Raw genomic sequence first — 15021 nt, forward strand, 5'->3', positions numbered from 1 at the left:
CCACAGCGCGAAACAAAACGGGTTTACCCTAAATAGTTCTCGTTGTGGCTAGGCGGCAAATGAAGGCATCCCAAGGAGCATACACAAGTATGTGACTTGGGGGACTGAAAGAAGCCAACACCGCCACAGCGGGAAATATGACGGGTAAACAGATGAAAAAAATCCCTTGCACATTAATGCGCGGAGGCACATCAAAAGGTGTATTCCTACTCGCAGACTCTCTTCCTAAAGACATCAAACAACGCGATGAATTAATCCTCGCTATTATGGGTTCTGGTCATGCACTGCAAATTGATGGGATTGGTGGTGGTAGCCCACAAACCAGTAAAGTCGCCATTATCAGTCCATCAACCCACCCTGATGCGGACATCGACTATTTATTTGCTCAAGTTTCTGTTATAGAACGGATTGTCGATACTGCACCAAATTGCGGCAATATCCTTTGTGCTGTCGGCTCATTTGCCATCGAAAAAGGATTAGTCCCTATAGCTGGCAAAACAACAACGGTAAGAATTCGTAATATCAATACCAATACATTCGTTAATTCAACGGTGCAAACACCTAATGGACACGTCGAATATGATGGCGATACCACTATCGCCAGTGTCCCTGGACACGCCGCCCCTGTAGCTCTGACCTTTTTAAATGCATGTGGTTCTAAAACAGGGAAATTGCTACCAACAGGCCATTTTATCGATACAATTGAAGGGGTTGATGTCAGTTGCATTGATATGGCGATGCCCGTCGTGTTAATTGATGCCCCTCAACTTAACAAAACAGGCTACGAGACTGCCGAGCAACTTGAAACAGACTCAGAGTTTATGCAAAAACTTGAAGCTATTCGTATTAAAGCAGGTGTCGCAATGGGATTAGGTGACGTCAGCAAAAAAGTGATCCCAAAACCTATTTTAGTCTCCCCTGCTATCCACGGTGGCACCATCAATGTACGTTATTTTATGCCACATAAGTGTCATGGCGCCCTTGCCGTAACCGGTGCTATCGCTATCGCCACAAGTACAATTTTGCCTAACAGCATTGTGAAACAATATATTCATTCGGTTGATATGAAAAACATTGCAATTGAACATTTAAGTGGAAAGTTCGAAGTATCTTTGAACCAGAAGGGAGATGCACCTGACGGTATACAGGCATCAATTATCCGTACCGCTAGAAAACTATTTGAAGGTGATGTTTATATACCTTAAGTGTCAAGAAGCCACCTGACTCATCAAGATCAGATGGCTTCTTTCAATTATTGCAGCTCAAGTAAATCAACAAATTCCCCATTAATGTAATAAGAAACTTGATGAGCTTCATCAGGGGTGGGTAATTCTAATTTTCCCGCCATACGTTCCATTACCGATTCAGGAACAGCATACTTACGTTGTTGGTTTTGCTGACGCCATTGTTTGAATGGCACTTCCAAATACACTAAATGCACTTTTGCTTGATAGCGCTCAAATAAACTGATCATACTGGCGCGTAGCGAAGTACTTAATGAGGTTGCGTTCCAAATAAAATCCGTTTTGGTCCGTAAATAAACCTTAGCCTGCTCTTTGGCTTGCTGAGCTACCCACCCTTGTGCATTTTTATCTGCTGGGTTGATTTTATGTTCTCGACGAATATCATCAAGGCAAACTACTGCCGTTTTCGGGTAAAATTGCTTGATAAAGTGGTCTTTCCCCATTCCCGGCAAGCCACACAACATGATGACCTCACTCCCCGCTTCCTCAAACGGTTGGTAGTCCGTCGTCCCTTTTTGATGATGAAAATAATGGAAACGTCCAGCCAATGAAGCAAATGATTTCGCTTCATACCAACATCCTTGTTCGCGGCAAAATAATTCAAACAGTTCAATTCTTGCCAGTAAATCCCCTTTATCTTCACACGCCCGGCCAATGGCATCGGCTTTTGCCAACATACACAGTAACGGCATTTCAACACGTAATGATGCGGCAAAAAGTGCCCGTTTTGGATCGGGTTTTTCCATGACCCATAACGGTAAACCATGAAAACGGACTAATGCAGCTATATGTTCACGAATAACAAAAGGCGTTTCTATTTGGCGAAATAATATATTTCGCACAGATAATTCACCTTTTTTGGCATGCCCCGGTGAATGAACTCGCCCCTCTTCGTCTTTACGCGTGGTACTGCGCTTTTCGACATCATGCAATAATGCCGCAGTCCAAACCACCTGCTGCTTAAGTGGCGAAAGTTGCTGATATTCAGGTAAACTTTCTAGCGCAGCTAACACCATTTGGGTATGAATAGCCACATTACCTTCTGCATGATGCCAACGGTCTTGCGGTACAAACTGCATGTCGTGAACAAAATCAAATTGCGTTTCGAGCTGCACCCAATCACGATGTTGAGTTAATTGCCATTTCATGACTGCCCTCCTTGCACTTCAAAGGCGAGCTTGGCTCTTTGCCAGTGGCGTTTCCAGTGAATATCTGTTTTAACGTGGTTTCTACGCACATATTTAAATACATGCGCCATAAAATCATCGACATGAAAACCCTGGCTATCGCGGCTTACAATACCTTCCATACTGCAAGCTTGGCCTGTATGTGTATCACGAGCAATAAATTGGCTATCTAACGCTGCCGCAGCAATCAAGGAACGTGAATATTCATGTTCACTCATTTGCTTATTGATTGACAAGTTCAACTGAGGAACCGTTGGGAAGTCAAATAATGCGGCATAAAACTGCACTTCTTCCCAGCTCAACCAATAGTCCCCTTGCCTAACAGCAAACACATAAAAATAGTCTTCAATATGCTGATATTCAATGGAATGTATTGCATATAGGTTTTCACCAAATAGCTCGATGTCCCCTAAGTCGTCTTTAATTAACTGCCAACGTTGGCGAATTTGCTGGCTCCATGCCGATTGGGTTGGCGCCCCGTGAGAACGGGCAAATACGCCATGACGGTTCAAACAATTGTTTTCACCATCAAGTTTTTCCGTATGAACCAGTTGTTCAATATTTTGAATGTGTGACCACCAATCGTTATTTATACGATCGTCACTAGTCGTACCGGGTGAGAACGGGTAATGATACGTTCTACCATACTTTCTTGATTGCATATTCATCATGCTTTCTCTAAAGAAATAGAAATAACAACAAATCTTTTGCCAGATTTGTTTCTTTAATTGTTGAGAAATCAAGCGTTGGTATTACATATCTATTCCGAGCAACGGCCTCATATTGATGCTATTTATGGTTTTTCATAGCTAGATTGAGTTAAATTCAGGAGGATTCTAGTCCAACTGTCAAGTGAAAGGCTATCAATTTATTCCTAAACTCATTAATAACATTATCATTCAATGGCTATTTTGCTTTCATCAAGGGGGTATTTAACGATCACTTTATTACGATACAAACACTTATCTTGCAAAATAGTAGGCTCTTGCCCTTTGCTTGTCACCTTTTGCCAAATTTCATTGTGACGATAAATGACATTTTTTTCGCGGGTAAATTTATGGTTTTTCTCATAAATATGATATTTTACTTCCCGTGGAGAGCTACATAACAGCTCCCCTTCTAACTGATGCTCTGCAATATTAAACACCAGTTGGAAAGCACTTGATGTCGGGTTATAAAATACCAAATCAATATAGTTATAAAAAATTGCCGCGCCAGAACCAAAAGGTAATACGCGCCCTTCATCAGGAAAAGGGTCAAAACTATGATTCGCCCTTTCAATGACCTCCAAAGGAGAATGCAAGATCATCCAGTGAATTAAGTTACTCAGTTGGCAAATTCCCCCACCAATACCTGAGCGAGCTTCTCCAAATGATAATTCCATTCCTTCGAGAAAACCTCTACGCGCTGTCGGTTTTCCCACTAATCGACAAAAAGAAAAATATTCGCCGGGGTATATGGTAATGCCATTCATTGCTTCTGATGCAATACGCAGATTCGTGACTTTGTTGTATTGTAAACGCAAGTCTGATTCACCTAATTTGCGGATCAACTTGGATGTGTGCTTATTGTAACGATATTCAAGGCGCTCTTTGGATTTCTCCCTCGCATAATATTTGGCAGAAAACGCCCAATGTAACCTTCTAGCCAATCGTTTTTGTGTGACACGTAGCCAATAGAGAATAGGGTGGTAAGAAGAAAGCGGCCGACGCATGACATAACCTTATTGATATTATTAACCAATAAATCATGTCATAGGCTTTCGCTTTTCGACATAGTAACAGTCTGATAATCCACAAGTGACAGCTAACTCATGATAGCTAAACCACGTTCATAACATCCCCCTAGCAATAAATGCCTAGGGGTTATGTTTAAAATAATCCCTTAAAAGGGAATAAATAATTAATAAAGGCCAATCATTGCGCCAACTGCTAATAAAAAGAAGCTAAATAACCAAATCCAACCAAATGAGTAGCGAAGATGACGCCCCATATCAATACCCGCAAGTCCCATTGCTAACCACGCCGCAGGTGAAAATGGGCTCACAAAGGTCCCTGCGTTATTACCAATTGCCATTGAATAAACCACGGCTGATGGATCAACCCCCACTGTTCCTGCAATTTGTTGGATAATCGGTAAAAGTGCAAAGTAATAGGCATCCGTACTTGTGAAAATATCCATAGGGACACCTAAAATACCAACAAAAATATGTACCTTAGACACCCACTCTGTGGGCAAAATCGCAGTTAAATCTGTTGCGATTGATTTCAACATTCCACCTTCAGACAAAATGCCAAGAAATGCGCCCGCCGCTAAAATAATTGCAACCATCCCCAAAGCTTGTGGTGCGTGCAAAGAAAGCACTTTCATTTGTTCTTTCGGGTTTGGATAGTTCACCATCAGAGCTATTGATAGGGCAATCATGAAAACATAAGGGGCAGATAATAATCCAAAGGCTAAGCACACCACTGAAGCAATAATTAACCCACCGTTAATTAACAGCTTTTTCGGTTTATGGACTGTATCATTGATATCAGCCGTTTCATCACTGACAGGTAATAATGAGTCCATTTCATAGGGTGTAGTCCCCTTTAATTGAGCAGCCGCAATACGACGCTTTTCACGCACCCCCATAATAATGGCAAATACAACCGCACCTACCATGCCTATTAACTGAACAGGGATAAGGTGCTGCCATAGTGTAGAAGCATCGATACCGGTCACCGCAGATGCACGACCCAGTGGCCCTCCCCACGGCACCATATTCATGATCCCCATACTGGCACACATCAGCAATAACATCAGATAAGGGCTCATACCTAATTGTCGGTACAACGGCAGCAATGCAGGAATAATAATCAGAAAAGTGGCAGCCCCAGAGCCATCTAAATGAACGATCCCTGCAATTAACGTAGTCATAATACAAACAACAATAATATTTCCACGTGTCATTTTCACCATTAAGCGAATTAATGGATCAAATATATGCAGGTCTTTCATTAAACTAAAAAATAAAATAGCAAATAAAAACATTGCCGCGACTTTAGAAACTTTATTGATCCCACTTTCGAAGAATACAGAAATTTCAGCAACGGAATAACCTGCCAATAAAGCACCTATAAAGGGAATACAGGACATTGCAATAATCGGGCTTACTTTCCCCATCATTAATAATGTGACTATCGATACAATGATTAAAATACCAATAATAGTTAACACATCAACTTCCTTCTTAGAATTATATTTTTCAGGTGAATAAGCTTTTATAAATTTGCTTAACTCTATTTTATGCCAAAAGAAATTATCTATGGTATGCAATGAGTTTTATACTCTATTGCACACCAGCTAATCGCTTATATAAACCATTCAATGTAATCGCAAGAAAGTTTTTATATTTTTGCTCAGTTAACAAGTCATTTACACTTGTAAAAATCAGTATTTAAGATAAAAAAACAGTGTTAATATCTATTAACGCCATTAAAACCATTACCAATATTAATATCATTAAAGGCTGGTGATAAATTATTTAATTTATAAGTTACAGAATTATAAATATCAAAATAATATAATTACTGTTTGATTTTAATTTTTACCTGTTTTTTTTATAATTTTTAGCTAAAGTATCAGTAAATTATACTTTTTGCTGTATTTCTCAAATATTCACTAAACTACTTGCTTTTCTGTTTGGGTTTAACATAAAAAAACGGGTTTAACGTCGAGATATCACACCTTCTCACAAAAAAATGGAGTGAAGACAGTATAGTATTAGAACGATAAATGTTTGCTATAAGGAATATTCCAATGAGTCGCCTTTTTTCTTCCGCTTCAATGGGGCAAGTTTCGCTAAAAAATAGGATTATTGTTCCCCCTATGTGCCAATACTCAGCAGAAAATGGTATGCCAACTCCTTGGCATACAGCCCATTATATGAACCTTGCCTTATCGGGAGCTGCATTAGTGATCGTTGAAGCGAGTGCGGTTACACCCACAGGGCGTATCACCTATAAAGATTTGGGCCTGTGGAATAACCAGCAAATGACTGCGATGAAACATATGGTAAGCGATATTAAGCAATTCTCAGATGCGCGTTTAGGGATACAAATTGCTCATGCAGGCAGAAAAGCCTCATGTGACCTACCTTGGCTTGGCAATAAAAGTCTGAAAGCAACAGACACAAACGTATGGCAAACCGTCGCACCTTCTGCTTTGGCATTTGGTGATAACCAGATACCCTGTGAACTCACTGTTGAGCAAATTATAGAAATAAAACAACAATTTGTTGACGCAGCAAAACGCGCAGAACACGCAGGGTTTGATGTAATTGAAATTCATGCTGCACATGGCTATTTATTGCACGAATTCTTATCACCCGCCTCAAACAAACGTCAAGATGAATACGGTGGTAATTTTGAGAATCGCAGTCGTTTGTTGATCAATGTATTCCATGAAATCCGAGATGCTATTGATCCAAACATTGCAGTGGGTGTACGAATATCTGCAACTGATTGGATTGAAAACGGTTGGGATATTCCAGAATCTATCGAACTCGCTGAGTTATTAGAAGATTTAGGCTGCGATTATATTCATGTTTCTTCTGGTGGGCTTTCATCAAAACAACAAATTCCATTAAGCCCTAACTACCAAGTGCCATTGGCACAGGCTATTCATGAAAATAGTATGATGCCAGTAATTGCTGTTGGCCTTATTACTGAGCCACTGCAAGCTGAGGCTATTATTGCCACTCACCAAGCAGATTTTGTCGCTATTGGCCGAGGAATGTTATTCGACCCACGTTGGCCATGGCGAGCTGCATGTGAGCTAAATGAACAAATCGAAGTCGCACCACAATACCTACGCTGCGCCCCTCATCAATTTAAGAATTTATTTAAATAGAGAAAAGAAACCCGCAGTTTAGTTAGCTGCGGGTTTAACAACAATTAACGTGTATTTTTCGAGCACTGTTGTACGAACTCAATCATAGTTTTCTGAAATTCTGGCTCTGCCTTTCCTGATTTTTCTAGTTCACCATCCATACGCTTAAACTCAGCTAAGCCATACTTTTCAATGGTTTTGTCATACGCACAGCCACAAATTGCGCTAACCGCATTTGCAGTTTCACCTTGGGGGTTGCCTGATGCAACCACACAGGTGTTCACAAAATTATCTTTATACTCTGCAATTTCTGATTTTTCATCAGAGCATGCAGCTAACATCGTCATTACACCAGCCATACCCAAGATTAATGCTAATTTTTTCATATTTTGCCCATTTTCCTATTTAGCTATTTGAACCAAGAAGATAATAATAAGAAACATCCCCCTTAGAACTCAGCTATTTTGGATATATATTTTACTGTTTACTACACTATTAACCTTAATACACAAAATAAGAATGTCTAATTAAGATTAATATCCCCATAGCTAATTCACCCTATTAATCATAGCTGTTTTCCCATCAAAGATCTGCAATGACTAACGTATTTTATCATGTATTCTTATTTGCATAATGAATTAGAACTGCGCCAACGGTAATAGAATAAAGAGAATAAAATTAACACACAGCCAACAATTTGAACAAAAGGCATTCTTTCGTGATACCAAATAGCAGCAACAAACACAGTCATAACAGGCTCAAGGATCATAATAATTGCCGCATTAGCCGCTGTCGTATTTTTCTGTCCAATAAGCTGTAACACAAACCGTAAACTGGTTGCAATCACAACACTCGCAATAAACCACATAATAGTTGATGTTGTTAAACTTGTTGGCCACTCTTCTAAAAAAAGTGATAACACCATTGCCACCGTTCCGGTACAAGCTAGTTGTATTGCCGTTAAGGGTAAAAGAGGCACGGTTCGGGTATACAAGCTGGTATAACAAAAATAAATAGCTTGAACGATAGCCGAGCCTAAAAACCATAATTGACTCGCTTTAAATTCGAGTTGTGTCTTAAACAAGGTCAAGCAGGCCAAACCAATCACTGCAATGGGAAGCGCTTCCCAAAAATAGCGAGCGGGTTTATTTTTTAAAATAACCCATGCTACTAGGGGAACAAATAACATTGCAAGGCTCATAATAAAGGCCCCTTCCCCAATTGAATCCGTTATTGAGACGGCATAGATCCACAGCACCATGTTTAATGCCATCCAACCGCCTGTCATCAATATTTTAGGCAACTGTTTAATCGTAACCCTATTTTTTTTACCACGACAAAAAGGTGCTAGGATTAATGCGGCTAATAAAAAACGGCTACCAAGAAAGGCGAATACTGGCATTCCTTGTACAGCCTCGCGAGAAAAAACCCATCCCCAAGCTGCAATCAACGTAGTCAATACCAAGAAAAATTCCGCCTTTCTTTGTGAATACATGTGTTCCTCTAAAAGAATTTGTCTTCAAGCACCTACATCATACTGGCTTTTCCATACAAACCAATCACAATTCTTGTCCTTACCTCTCCTCTCCTAAATAAAAAATATCTATCCAAAAAAACATAAATATGACATTTAATTAGCAGCCATTTCCTCTTAATGGAGTTGATTTTACTTCTGAGTTTTGAGTTTGCTTACTTACTCTCTCTTTACTCGTATAAATGAGGAAATTGGCATAAAAACCTATCAATTTTTTCTTATTTTTGCCTTTGAGATAATCATGATAAATAAAAACACCTTAATGAAAGGTAAAATGCACATGGTGATAAAAAAACAAAATAACTTTGATATTGATAGGATTAGCAAGATTAAAGTAGCAGTGGCTACGCGCAAATACGCTCATGCAAATGAAATAAACATACTATGGCAATACGCAGTAAAATCATCTCGTGCATATAGCTGGGAAAGCATTATGCTCATCGCTTTTGTCAGCAGTGTACTAATTTGTGCGATAACTCTATGTTTCTTCTAATATTAAATATATAAAAAAGCCGAGCTAAGCTCGGCATTGTTGTTTTTAACTCACCAAGGTATCACCAGTAACCTAAGAATTTCCACCAAACGCTACCAATAAAGAACCAAACGGCTAAGTTAACGACGCTCATAACAAAACCCGTTTTCCACCATTCGCCCAGAGTGGCATAACCCGAACCAAAAATAATTGGCGCGGTTCCTGTCCCATAGTGCGTTAATGACATCATTAATGATGATGAGAAAGCAAGTGTTAGTGCTAACAACATCGGTGGAGCACCAAGAGCCAAACCTGCGGAGAAAAATGCGGCGTACATTGCCGTGATATGCGCCGTTGTGCTGGCAAAGAAGTAATGGGAATAGACATAAATTAATACAAGAATTAACATTCCCCATACCCAACTAATCCCCATACTATCGATGGTACTTCCTACGGTCAGTGACATCCATTTAATGAGGCCTAATTTACCTAAGAAACTTGCCATCATAACCAAGGCAGAGAACCATACTACAGTATCCCATGCCCCTTTATTTTTTAGGACATCATCCCAATTAATCACACCTGTTGCCAATAGGACACTTAAGCCAATAAAAGCTGCTGTTGTTGGATTCACACTGTACGCAGGTCCAAATACCATTGCGGGTACACCTGCCCACATTAATAATAACAATCCAAAAACTGCCAAAGTTATTTTTTCAGGTAATGAAACTGCCCCTAATTGTTGTAAACGTTCCTTAGCAAAATTAGGCGCATCCGGTGTAGAGGTGATTTCGGGTTTGTACATCAAGTAAATTACCAAAGGCATTAAAATTAATGACACTATGGCAGGGACAAAAGCTGCAATTGCCCACATGCCCCAAGTCAACTCATTACTTTGGCTTGTTTCACTAATAATCAAGCTAACAATTAATGGGTTTGGGGCTGTTGCAGTAATAAACATCGCGGAGGTAATCGGGTTTATATTATAGTTAACTAAGGATAAATAACGCCCTATTTTACCTGCTGTACCATCCTCTGCTTTTGAACCAAAACTGTCTGAAATAGAACGCATAATGGGGTGAATAATCCCCCCTCCTCGTGCCGTATTACTTGGCGTGACGGGTGCAAGTATAGTTTCTGCAATCGCTAAGGAATAAGCGATACCTAGCGTTTTTTTACCAAACAATGAGATAACATAATAACCAATTCTGGCACCTAAACCTGTTTTATTCAGGCTCATGGAAACCATGATTGAAATACCAATCAACCAAATTAAATCATTAGAAAAACCACTTAACGCATCTGCTATTGCCCCTTTCGTTGATTCAGGGTTAGTGACCCCTGTTACAGCAACGAGTGAAATTGCAACGATAGAAACACCACCAATAGGTAATGCTTTACCAATAATGGCGGCGATGGTACCAACAAATAACGCTAAGAGATGCCAAGCGTTTGGATTAACACCTTCAGGAACAGGAATTAAGAACCAAATTATTAGCGTAATAGCAACTGCGATAAGGGTTGGTACGGGTTTTAAAGGTGTGAGTTTATTCATTAGGTTATCCATACACGTTTAAAGATACAAATACAGAGTAATTTTCAGTTATATGTTCTAGTTTTTATCATTACATTAACAATATATAACTCAAAAACTTTGACCATTATCAGTGATCAACTTTATTTTATTCTAAAAATCAAATCATTTTGTAACATTAAGTCATCATTAATTAAAAGGATAGCTTTATTCATTAATTTACGCACAGAAAGTTAAATCTATTCTTTTTTAAAAAATAACAAGTTACACCTTAAATAGGTTTCATGCATTTGTACTATCATTTATATCTATCATTTGTATCTATGTAGATTCGATTTTCATACGTATCATGTAATTATCTCCATCCACTTTAATATACTAAAAATTCAATTTTTTTTATAATTGTTCATCGATTTTTGCAGGCTGAATCGAATTAACAAGATAAAAATGATATTTCCCATTCACCATCTGAGTATATAGAAATATATCGCCCACTCCCACTTAGGTTAAAATAAGACCTGCTCACTCACTAAACAAACGTACAGCGCATATAATTTAGTTAAAATACTCTGTATAACAAGCGTTAATCCTTAATTAAGAGTCAATTTTAATAATTAATGTAACAATAATGTAAAATAATCACCCACCTCGCTCTTTGTTTTCATATATCAATAGTGCATTTGATCTAACATAAACGGTTCACCTCTAAATATGACCGCTAAGGAAGTAAAATGTCTATCAATAACACTTATCCTGATAGTACCAATAACCTTGTTTAGTACTGTAAATAACTAACAGCCATGAAAATGCAATTAAAATCACACAATATTTTTAGCTAATCAATTAGTAACTAGTGTATCGTTGTTACCAGAAATAAGGCCAATATATCTATAAAAAGGTAATATAACTCAATATAAAAACATTTTGCTATTGATAAAATCTACACAAACGAACTAGCTATATCTATTTAAGGTCATTAATAACCCACTCTTATTAAACACCTGAATTTATTCAGTCCACTTTACTTTCCCCCATGCCAAGTTGAATACCATTATTTATAATGATTGATAAATCCCGTGAAATAATCACCACCCAAATGAATTTATGAATAGTATTTGATATTTTTTGTATTTTTAGAAGCTAATGACACTGGTCGGGTCAGGTTTAGGCCAAATCAATGATATACAGATAGGCTCGCTTTATATTTATTTTGCCTCCTTAATATTTATATTTGGAGGTTTTTTTTTACCTGTAACATCACGCTTTTACTCACTCTCACCACAAAATTAAATAAAAAATATATTTAAAATCAATTTATTAGAATAAAAAACAAAGAAATCATCACAATTGCTATAGCTGTAGCAAATCGTTGTGATGGGTATATTGGTTCTCATGCTAAAACACTGGTCGAGTTAAGTGTTACGGAGCATGAACTCGCTTAGGTACTTAGCGGCGCTATATTTATGAGGGAAGGCACTTCAATCATGTATACGATAGGAACAATCAGTACTTATAAAGAATTTTCGAGCAAATAATCTAAGCTACCATGTGACCTTAGGCTATTCCCTACAGCCTAAGGTCATGTAAGACGGATTAATTAAAAGGTGGCTTCCAAACCAAGCCTAAATGTTCTTCCAGGAATCGGCATATAGATAACCGTACCGGGATCAAAAGCATAGCGGTTAGTTAAATTATCAATATTAAAATTCACATGAATATTTTTTTGAATTGAATACTGACTTAAGAAATCAAATGTAGTCGTTGAATACAGTTTTGTGACAGGTGCTGCGGCCGTCCCGACCAACCATTTTTGCGGGTAATCTTTCCCTGAGTTATAACGTACACGTAAGCCTGTTCGTAATTTCTGATCAAACATTTTCACCCCAGCAATCCCTGTGATCACTTTCTTCGGTGGAATACGTGATGGCGATAGTCCCCACGCAAAACCAACCGAGTTACATGCAGATGGCAGGTTTCCTAACTCCATTTCATCTCGTGAGCATAACTCTGAATTATTATAAAAAGTGGCATCAAAAGAACCAAAGGCGTGATTTGAATCGTATTTTAGCTCAACTTCATACCCTGAAAGTTTGAAACTATCATAGTTTTTCATTACAACATAAGGGGAATAAACTCCTGTTGGGTTCACACCTTGAGAAAGATAACCTTTAACATCATTATTAAAGTAAGCCACACGCAAATGAGTACTATCTTCATCGAAAATAACGTTATTTTTCTCTAAATTCACACCCACTTCAAATGACTTTGCATGCTCTGGTTTCAATGGAACATCAGGTGTATAAGAGTACGTTTGTCCAGATACCGTGGTTTCAAACAGGCTTGGCTCCCTATAACTATCTGAATATTTTGTATACACATCTAACTCATCGGTGACATGGAAACGCAACTCACCTAACCAGTCATTTTTCGGGCCATAGCTGATGCTATCTCCAAGAACATGGTCTTTAACTTCAAAAGAGTGAATTCTCCAACCAACTAAAGTACTGACCCAATCCCCTTTGTATGCAATATTCGTAAAGGCTGACGTATTAGTCCCTTTAGCATTACGTGTCACAGGGGTCAATTCATCCCCCGGTATTATTCCTTCTGGGGTCCATATCGGTTGATATGTTTTGGTCAATGGTTTAGAACGTTGCTGCATATATTCCACACCATAGGTGACATCAATTGGATAATCTGCAAACTCAGAGGTATTTTCTAAATTAAAGCCCATTCGCTCATCGGTATATCGGTGCTGATACTGATCGCCATAATGTGCAGTGACGTCATCCGTAGTTCCATTACGTTGTTTAAATTTCCCTTTCGTCCACCAGAGACCTAAATTCATATCTACCCATAAAGAATCAGGCTTATAGGAATAATTCATTGACGCAGTATCAATATTCGCCGTACCTAATGTCCATTGGGGCATTTTTCCATCATATTGATACCAATAAGCGGCTAGTACTTCCCCTGCTTTTTGCTCATGTCGGCGATAATTTAATTCAAGACTAGAATAAGGATTAAAATAAATATTCGTCTTTAGTAATGTGGATTGGCTTTCATAGCTAGTATTAACCACTTCTTGCCCCGGTTTTATCGGCGCATCCGTATTAGAATATTTATGATAGCCATTTTTACCTGCAAAAAAGTTGCCTTGCTTCCTATTACTATGTGCAATTAACACATCAAATTTGTCATTACGATAAGCAACCCCAGTCGTTACTGAACCATTATTAAAATGGGAGTTCTTAACGCCATCGGATAACCGATATTGTGATTCGCCCCGTTCTTCTGAAGCAATAGAAGGACGACGGTTGTTGTTATAAATGTTCCCCTTGAATAAGAAGCCAAATTGATCCCCTTGAGGAATAATACTGTTCGCTGATAATGTTTTTAATTTTACTGTACCACCGATAGCCCCTCCTGAGAACTTACTCATCGAGGCCCCTTTTTCGATATTAATCGTATCGACTAAATCCATGTCAATATAAGTTCTATCTGTACTACCTTGATAACCACGCCATGTATTGGTTGATTGCAAGCTACCATCAATAATAACTGGTACTCGACCATTACCTTGCAGACCACGAATACCAATATCCAGTGCCCCTGCTTCATTTCTCGCATTATTCACTTGCAGAGAAGTTTCATTGGCAAATATATCTGAGTTGGTTGTCCCTCTGACCGTTGAAATATCTTTCGTGTCTATTTGCTTGCTATTTGACTTTATTTTGCTGGCTGTAACGAGAAGCTTATCTTTCTGAGGTGTTGTGTGTGTTTCATCCGCTAATGCTGTGCTTGAAGAACATATAACAAGTAAGCTAATTATATTTTTATTTTGAAATATCATTTAAGTAATGCCTTCATTAATTAATGAATATTTTATAGAAATGATGAAATATCGTACCAGCAAGATTAAATTATCCCTGCCATACTTTAATTCGTGAATTTAAAATTGGATTTAAGTGCAATACTATGGCGATAACTAATACTAAAAGCCTTATTTATTGAATGGGTTAAGGTCTATTTCTCCTCTAGTAAATAAGCTGCCCTGAAATATACACCAATGATAATAATGATCAAGATTATAATGAAAATCATTTGCATTATCATTAATATCACTATTGTTTATTATCTCTTTATCTTTTCTAATGCCATAAAAAAAGCGGTTGTAT

At 38.2% G+C, this 15021-nt stretch carries 11 protein-coding genes; 3 read left to right on the forward strand and 8 right to left on the reverse strand.

Features of this window, described 5'->3' with window-relative positions; all coding sequences use genetic code 11:
* The first annotated feature begins 152 nt into the window (after positions 1–152).
* A complete protein-coding gene (locus ACLPIE_RS04650) occupies positions 153–1205 on the forward strand; it encodes a 4-oxalomesaconate tautomerase (RefSeq protein ID WP_430260087.1) in 1053 nt (350 codons plus the stop codon).
* 47 nt (positions 1206–1252) lie between these two features.
* Here the strand turns inward: ACLPIE_RS04650 and ACLPIE_RS04655 are convergent, their stop codons facing one another.
* The 4 genes from ACLPIE_RS04655 to ACLPIE_RS04670 all read right to left on the reverse strand — a co-directional run bounded on the left by ACLPIE_RS04655 (position 1253) and on the right by ACLPIE_RS04670 (position 5650).
* On the reverse strand, positions 1253–2392 hold the full coding sequence (locus ACLPIE_RS04655; protein ID WP_430260089.1) for an AAA family ATPase: 1140 nt from the start codon (positions 2390–2392) through the stop codon (positions 1253–1255).
* Positions 2389–3099 carry an RNA ligase family protein gene (locus tag ACLPIE_RS04660; protein WP_430260256.1) on the reverse strand — a complete coding sequence of 237 codons (711 nt, stop codon included), beginning with the start codon at positions 3097–3099 and terminating at the stop codon, positions 2389–2391. The genes ACLPIE_RS04655 and ACLPIE_RS04660 overlap by 4 nt, the downstream gene beginning before the upstream one ends.
* 227 nt (positions 3100–3326) lie before the next feature.
* Positions 3327–4145 (reverse strand): VanW family protein, encoded by an 819-nt coding sequence (locus ACLPIE_RS04665; protein ID WP_430260091.1) that lies wholly within the window; start codon positions 4143–4145, stop codon positions 3327–3329.
* 188 nt (positions 4146–4333) lie between these two features.
* On the reverse strand, positions 4334–5650 hold the full coding sequence (locus ACLPIE_RS04670; protein ID WP_430260093.1) for a CitMHS family transporter: 1317 nt from the start codon (positions 5648–5650) through the stop codon (positions 4334–4336).
* A 582-nt stretch (positions 5651–6232) separates the two neighbouring features.
* On the opposite strand from ACLPIE_RS04670, the gene ACLPIE_RS04675 reads away from it, so the two are divergent.
* Positions 6233–7324, forward strand: a complete 1092-nt coding sequence (locus ACLPIE_RS04675; RefSeq protein ID WP_430260095.1) for an NADH:flavin oxidoreductase/NADH oxidase — start codon at positions 6233–6235, stop codon at positions 7322–7324.
* 44 nt (positions 7325–7368) lie between these two features.
* Here the strand turns inward: ACLPIE_RS04675 and ACLPIE_RS04680 are convergent, their stop codons facing one another.
* The 3 genes from ACLPIE_RS04680 to ACLPIE_RS04690 all read right to left on the reverse strand — a co-directional run bounded on the left by ACLPIE_RS04680 (position 7369) and on the right by ACLPIE_RS04690 (position 10864).
* Positions 7369–7689, reverse strand: a complete 321-nt coding sequence (locus tag ACLPIE_RS04680) for a hypothetical protein (RefSeq protein ID WP_430260097.1) — start codon at positions 7687–7689, stop codon at positions 7369–7371.
* 236 nt (positions 7690–7925) lie between these two features.
* Positions 7926–8798, reverse strand: a complete 873-nt coding sequence (locus tag ACLPIE_RS04685) for a DMT family transporter (protein WP_430260099.1) — start codon at positions 8796–8798, stop codon at positions 7926–7928.
* 593 nt (positions 8799–9391) lie between these two features.
* Positions 9392–10864, reverse strand: a complete 1473-nt coding sequence (locus ACLPIE_RS04690; protein WP_430260101.1) for an anion permease — start codon at positions 10862–10864, stop codon at positions 9392–9394.
* A 1316-nt stretch (positions 10865–12180) separates the two neighbouring features.
* Here ACLPIE_RS04690 and ACLPIE_RS04695 point away from each other — a divergent pair.
* Positions 12181–12285 carry a carboxymuconolactone decarboxylase family protein gene (locus ACLPIE_RS04695; RefSeq protein WP_430260258.1) on the forward strand — a complete coding sequence of 35 codons (105 nt, stop codon included), beginning with the start codon at positions 12181–12183 and terminating at the stop codon, positions 12283–12285.
* A gap of 155 nt (positions 12286–12440) precedes the next feature.
* Here the strand turns inward: ACLPIE_RS04695 and ACLPIE_RS04700 are convergent, their stop codons facing one another.
* The gene (locus tag ACLPIE_RS04700; protein WP_430260103.1) at positions 12441–14696 is read right to left on the reverse strand and encodes a TonB-dependent receptor domain-containing protein; all 2256 of its coding nucleotides are present in this window, start codon (positions 14694–14696) and stop codon (positions 12441–12443) included.
* Positions 14697–15021: the final 325 nt, after the last annotated feature.

The sequence above is a fragment of the Providencia sp. Me31A genome (assembly GCF_050487165.1).
Lineage (GTDB): Bacteria > Pseudomonadota > Gammaproteobacteria > Enterobacterales > Enterobacteriaceae > Providencia.

Bases quoted from the DNA above. Each gene is read 5' to 3' on its own strand.
- ACLPIE_RS04685 (WP_430260099.1), bottom strand. From the start codon at position 8,798: ATGTATTCACAAAGAAAGGCGGAATTTTTCTTGGTATTGACTACGTTG.
- ACLPIE_RS04660 (WP_430260256.1), bottom strand. From the start codon at position 3,099: ATGAATATGCAATCAAGAAAGTATGGTAGAACGTATCATTACCCGTTC.
- ACLPIE_RS04655 (WP_430260089.1), bottom strand. From the start codon at position 2,392: ATGAAATGGCAATTAACTCAACATCGTGATTGGGTGCAGCTCGAAACG.
- ACLPIE_RS04665 (WP_430260091.1), bottom strand. From the start codon at position 4,145: ATGCGTCGGCCGCTTTCTTCTTACCACCCTATTCTCTATTGGCTACGT.
- ACLPIE_RS04700 (WP_430260103.1), bottom strand. From the start codon at position 14,696: ATGATATTTCAAAATAAAAATATAATTAGCTTACTTGTTATATGTTCT.
- ACLPIE_RS04675 (WP_430260095.1), top strand. From the start codon at position 6,233: ATGAGTCGCCTTTTTTCTTCCGCTTCAATGGGGCAAGTTTCGCTAAAA.
- ACLPIE_RS04690 (WP_430260101.1), bottom strand. From the start codon at position 10,864: ATGAATAAACTCACACCTTTAAAACCCGTACCAACCCTTATCGCAGTT.
- ACLPIE_RS04680 (WP_430260097.1), bottom strand. From the start codon at position 7,689: ATGAAAAAATTAGCATTAATCTTGGGTATGGCTGGTGTAATGACGATG.
- ACLPIE_RS04650 (WP_430260087.1), top strand. From the start codon at position 153: ATGAAAAAAATCCCTTGCACATTAATGCGCGGAGGCACATCAAAAGGT.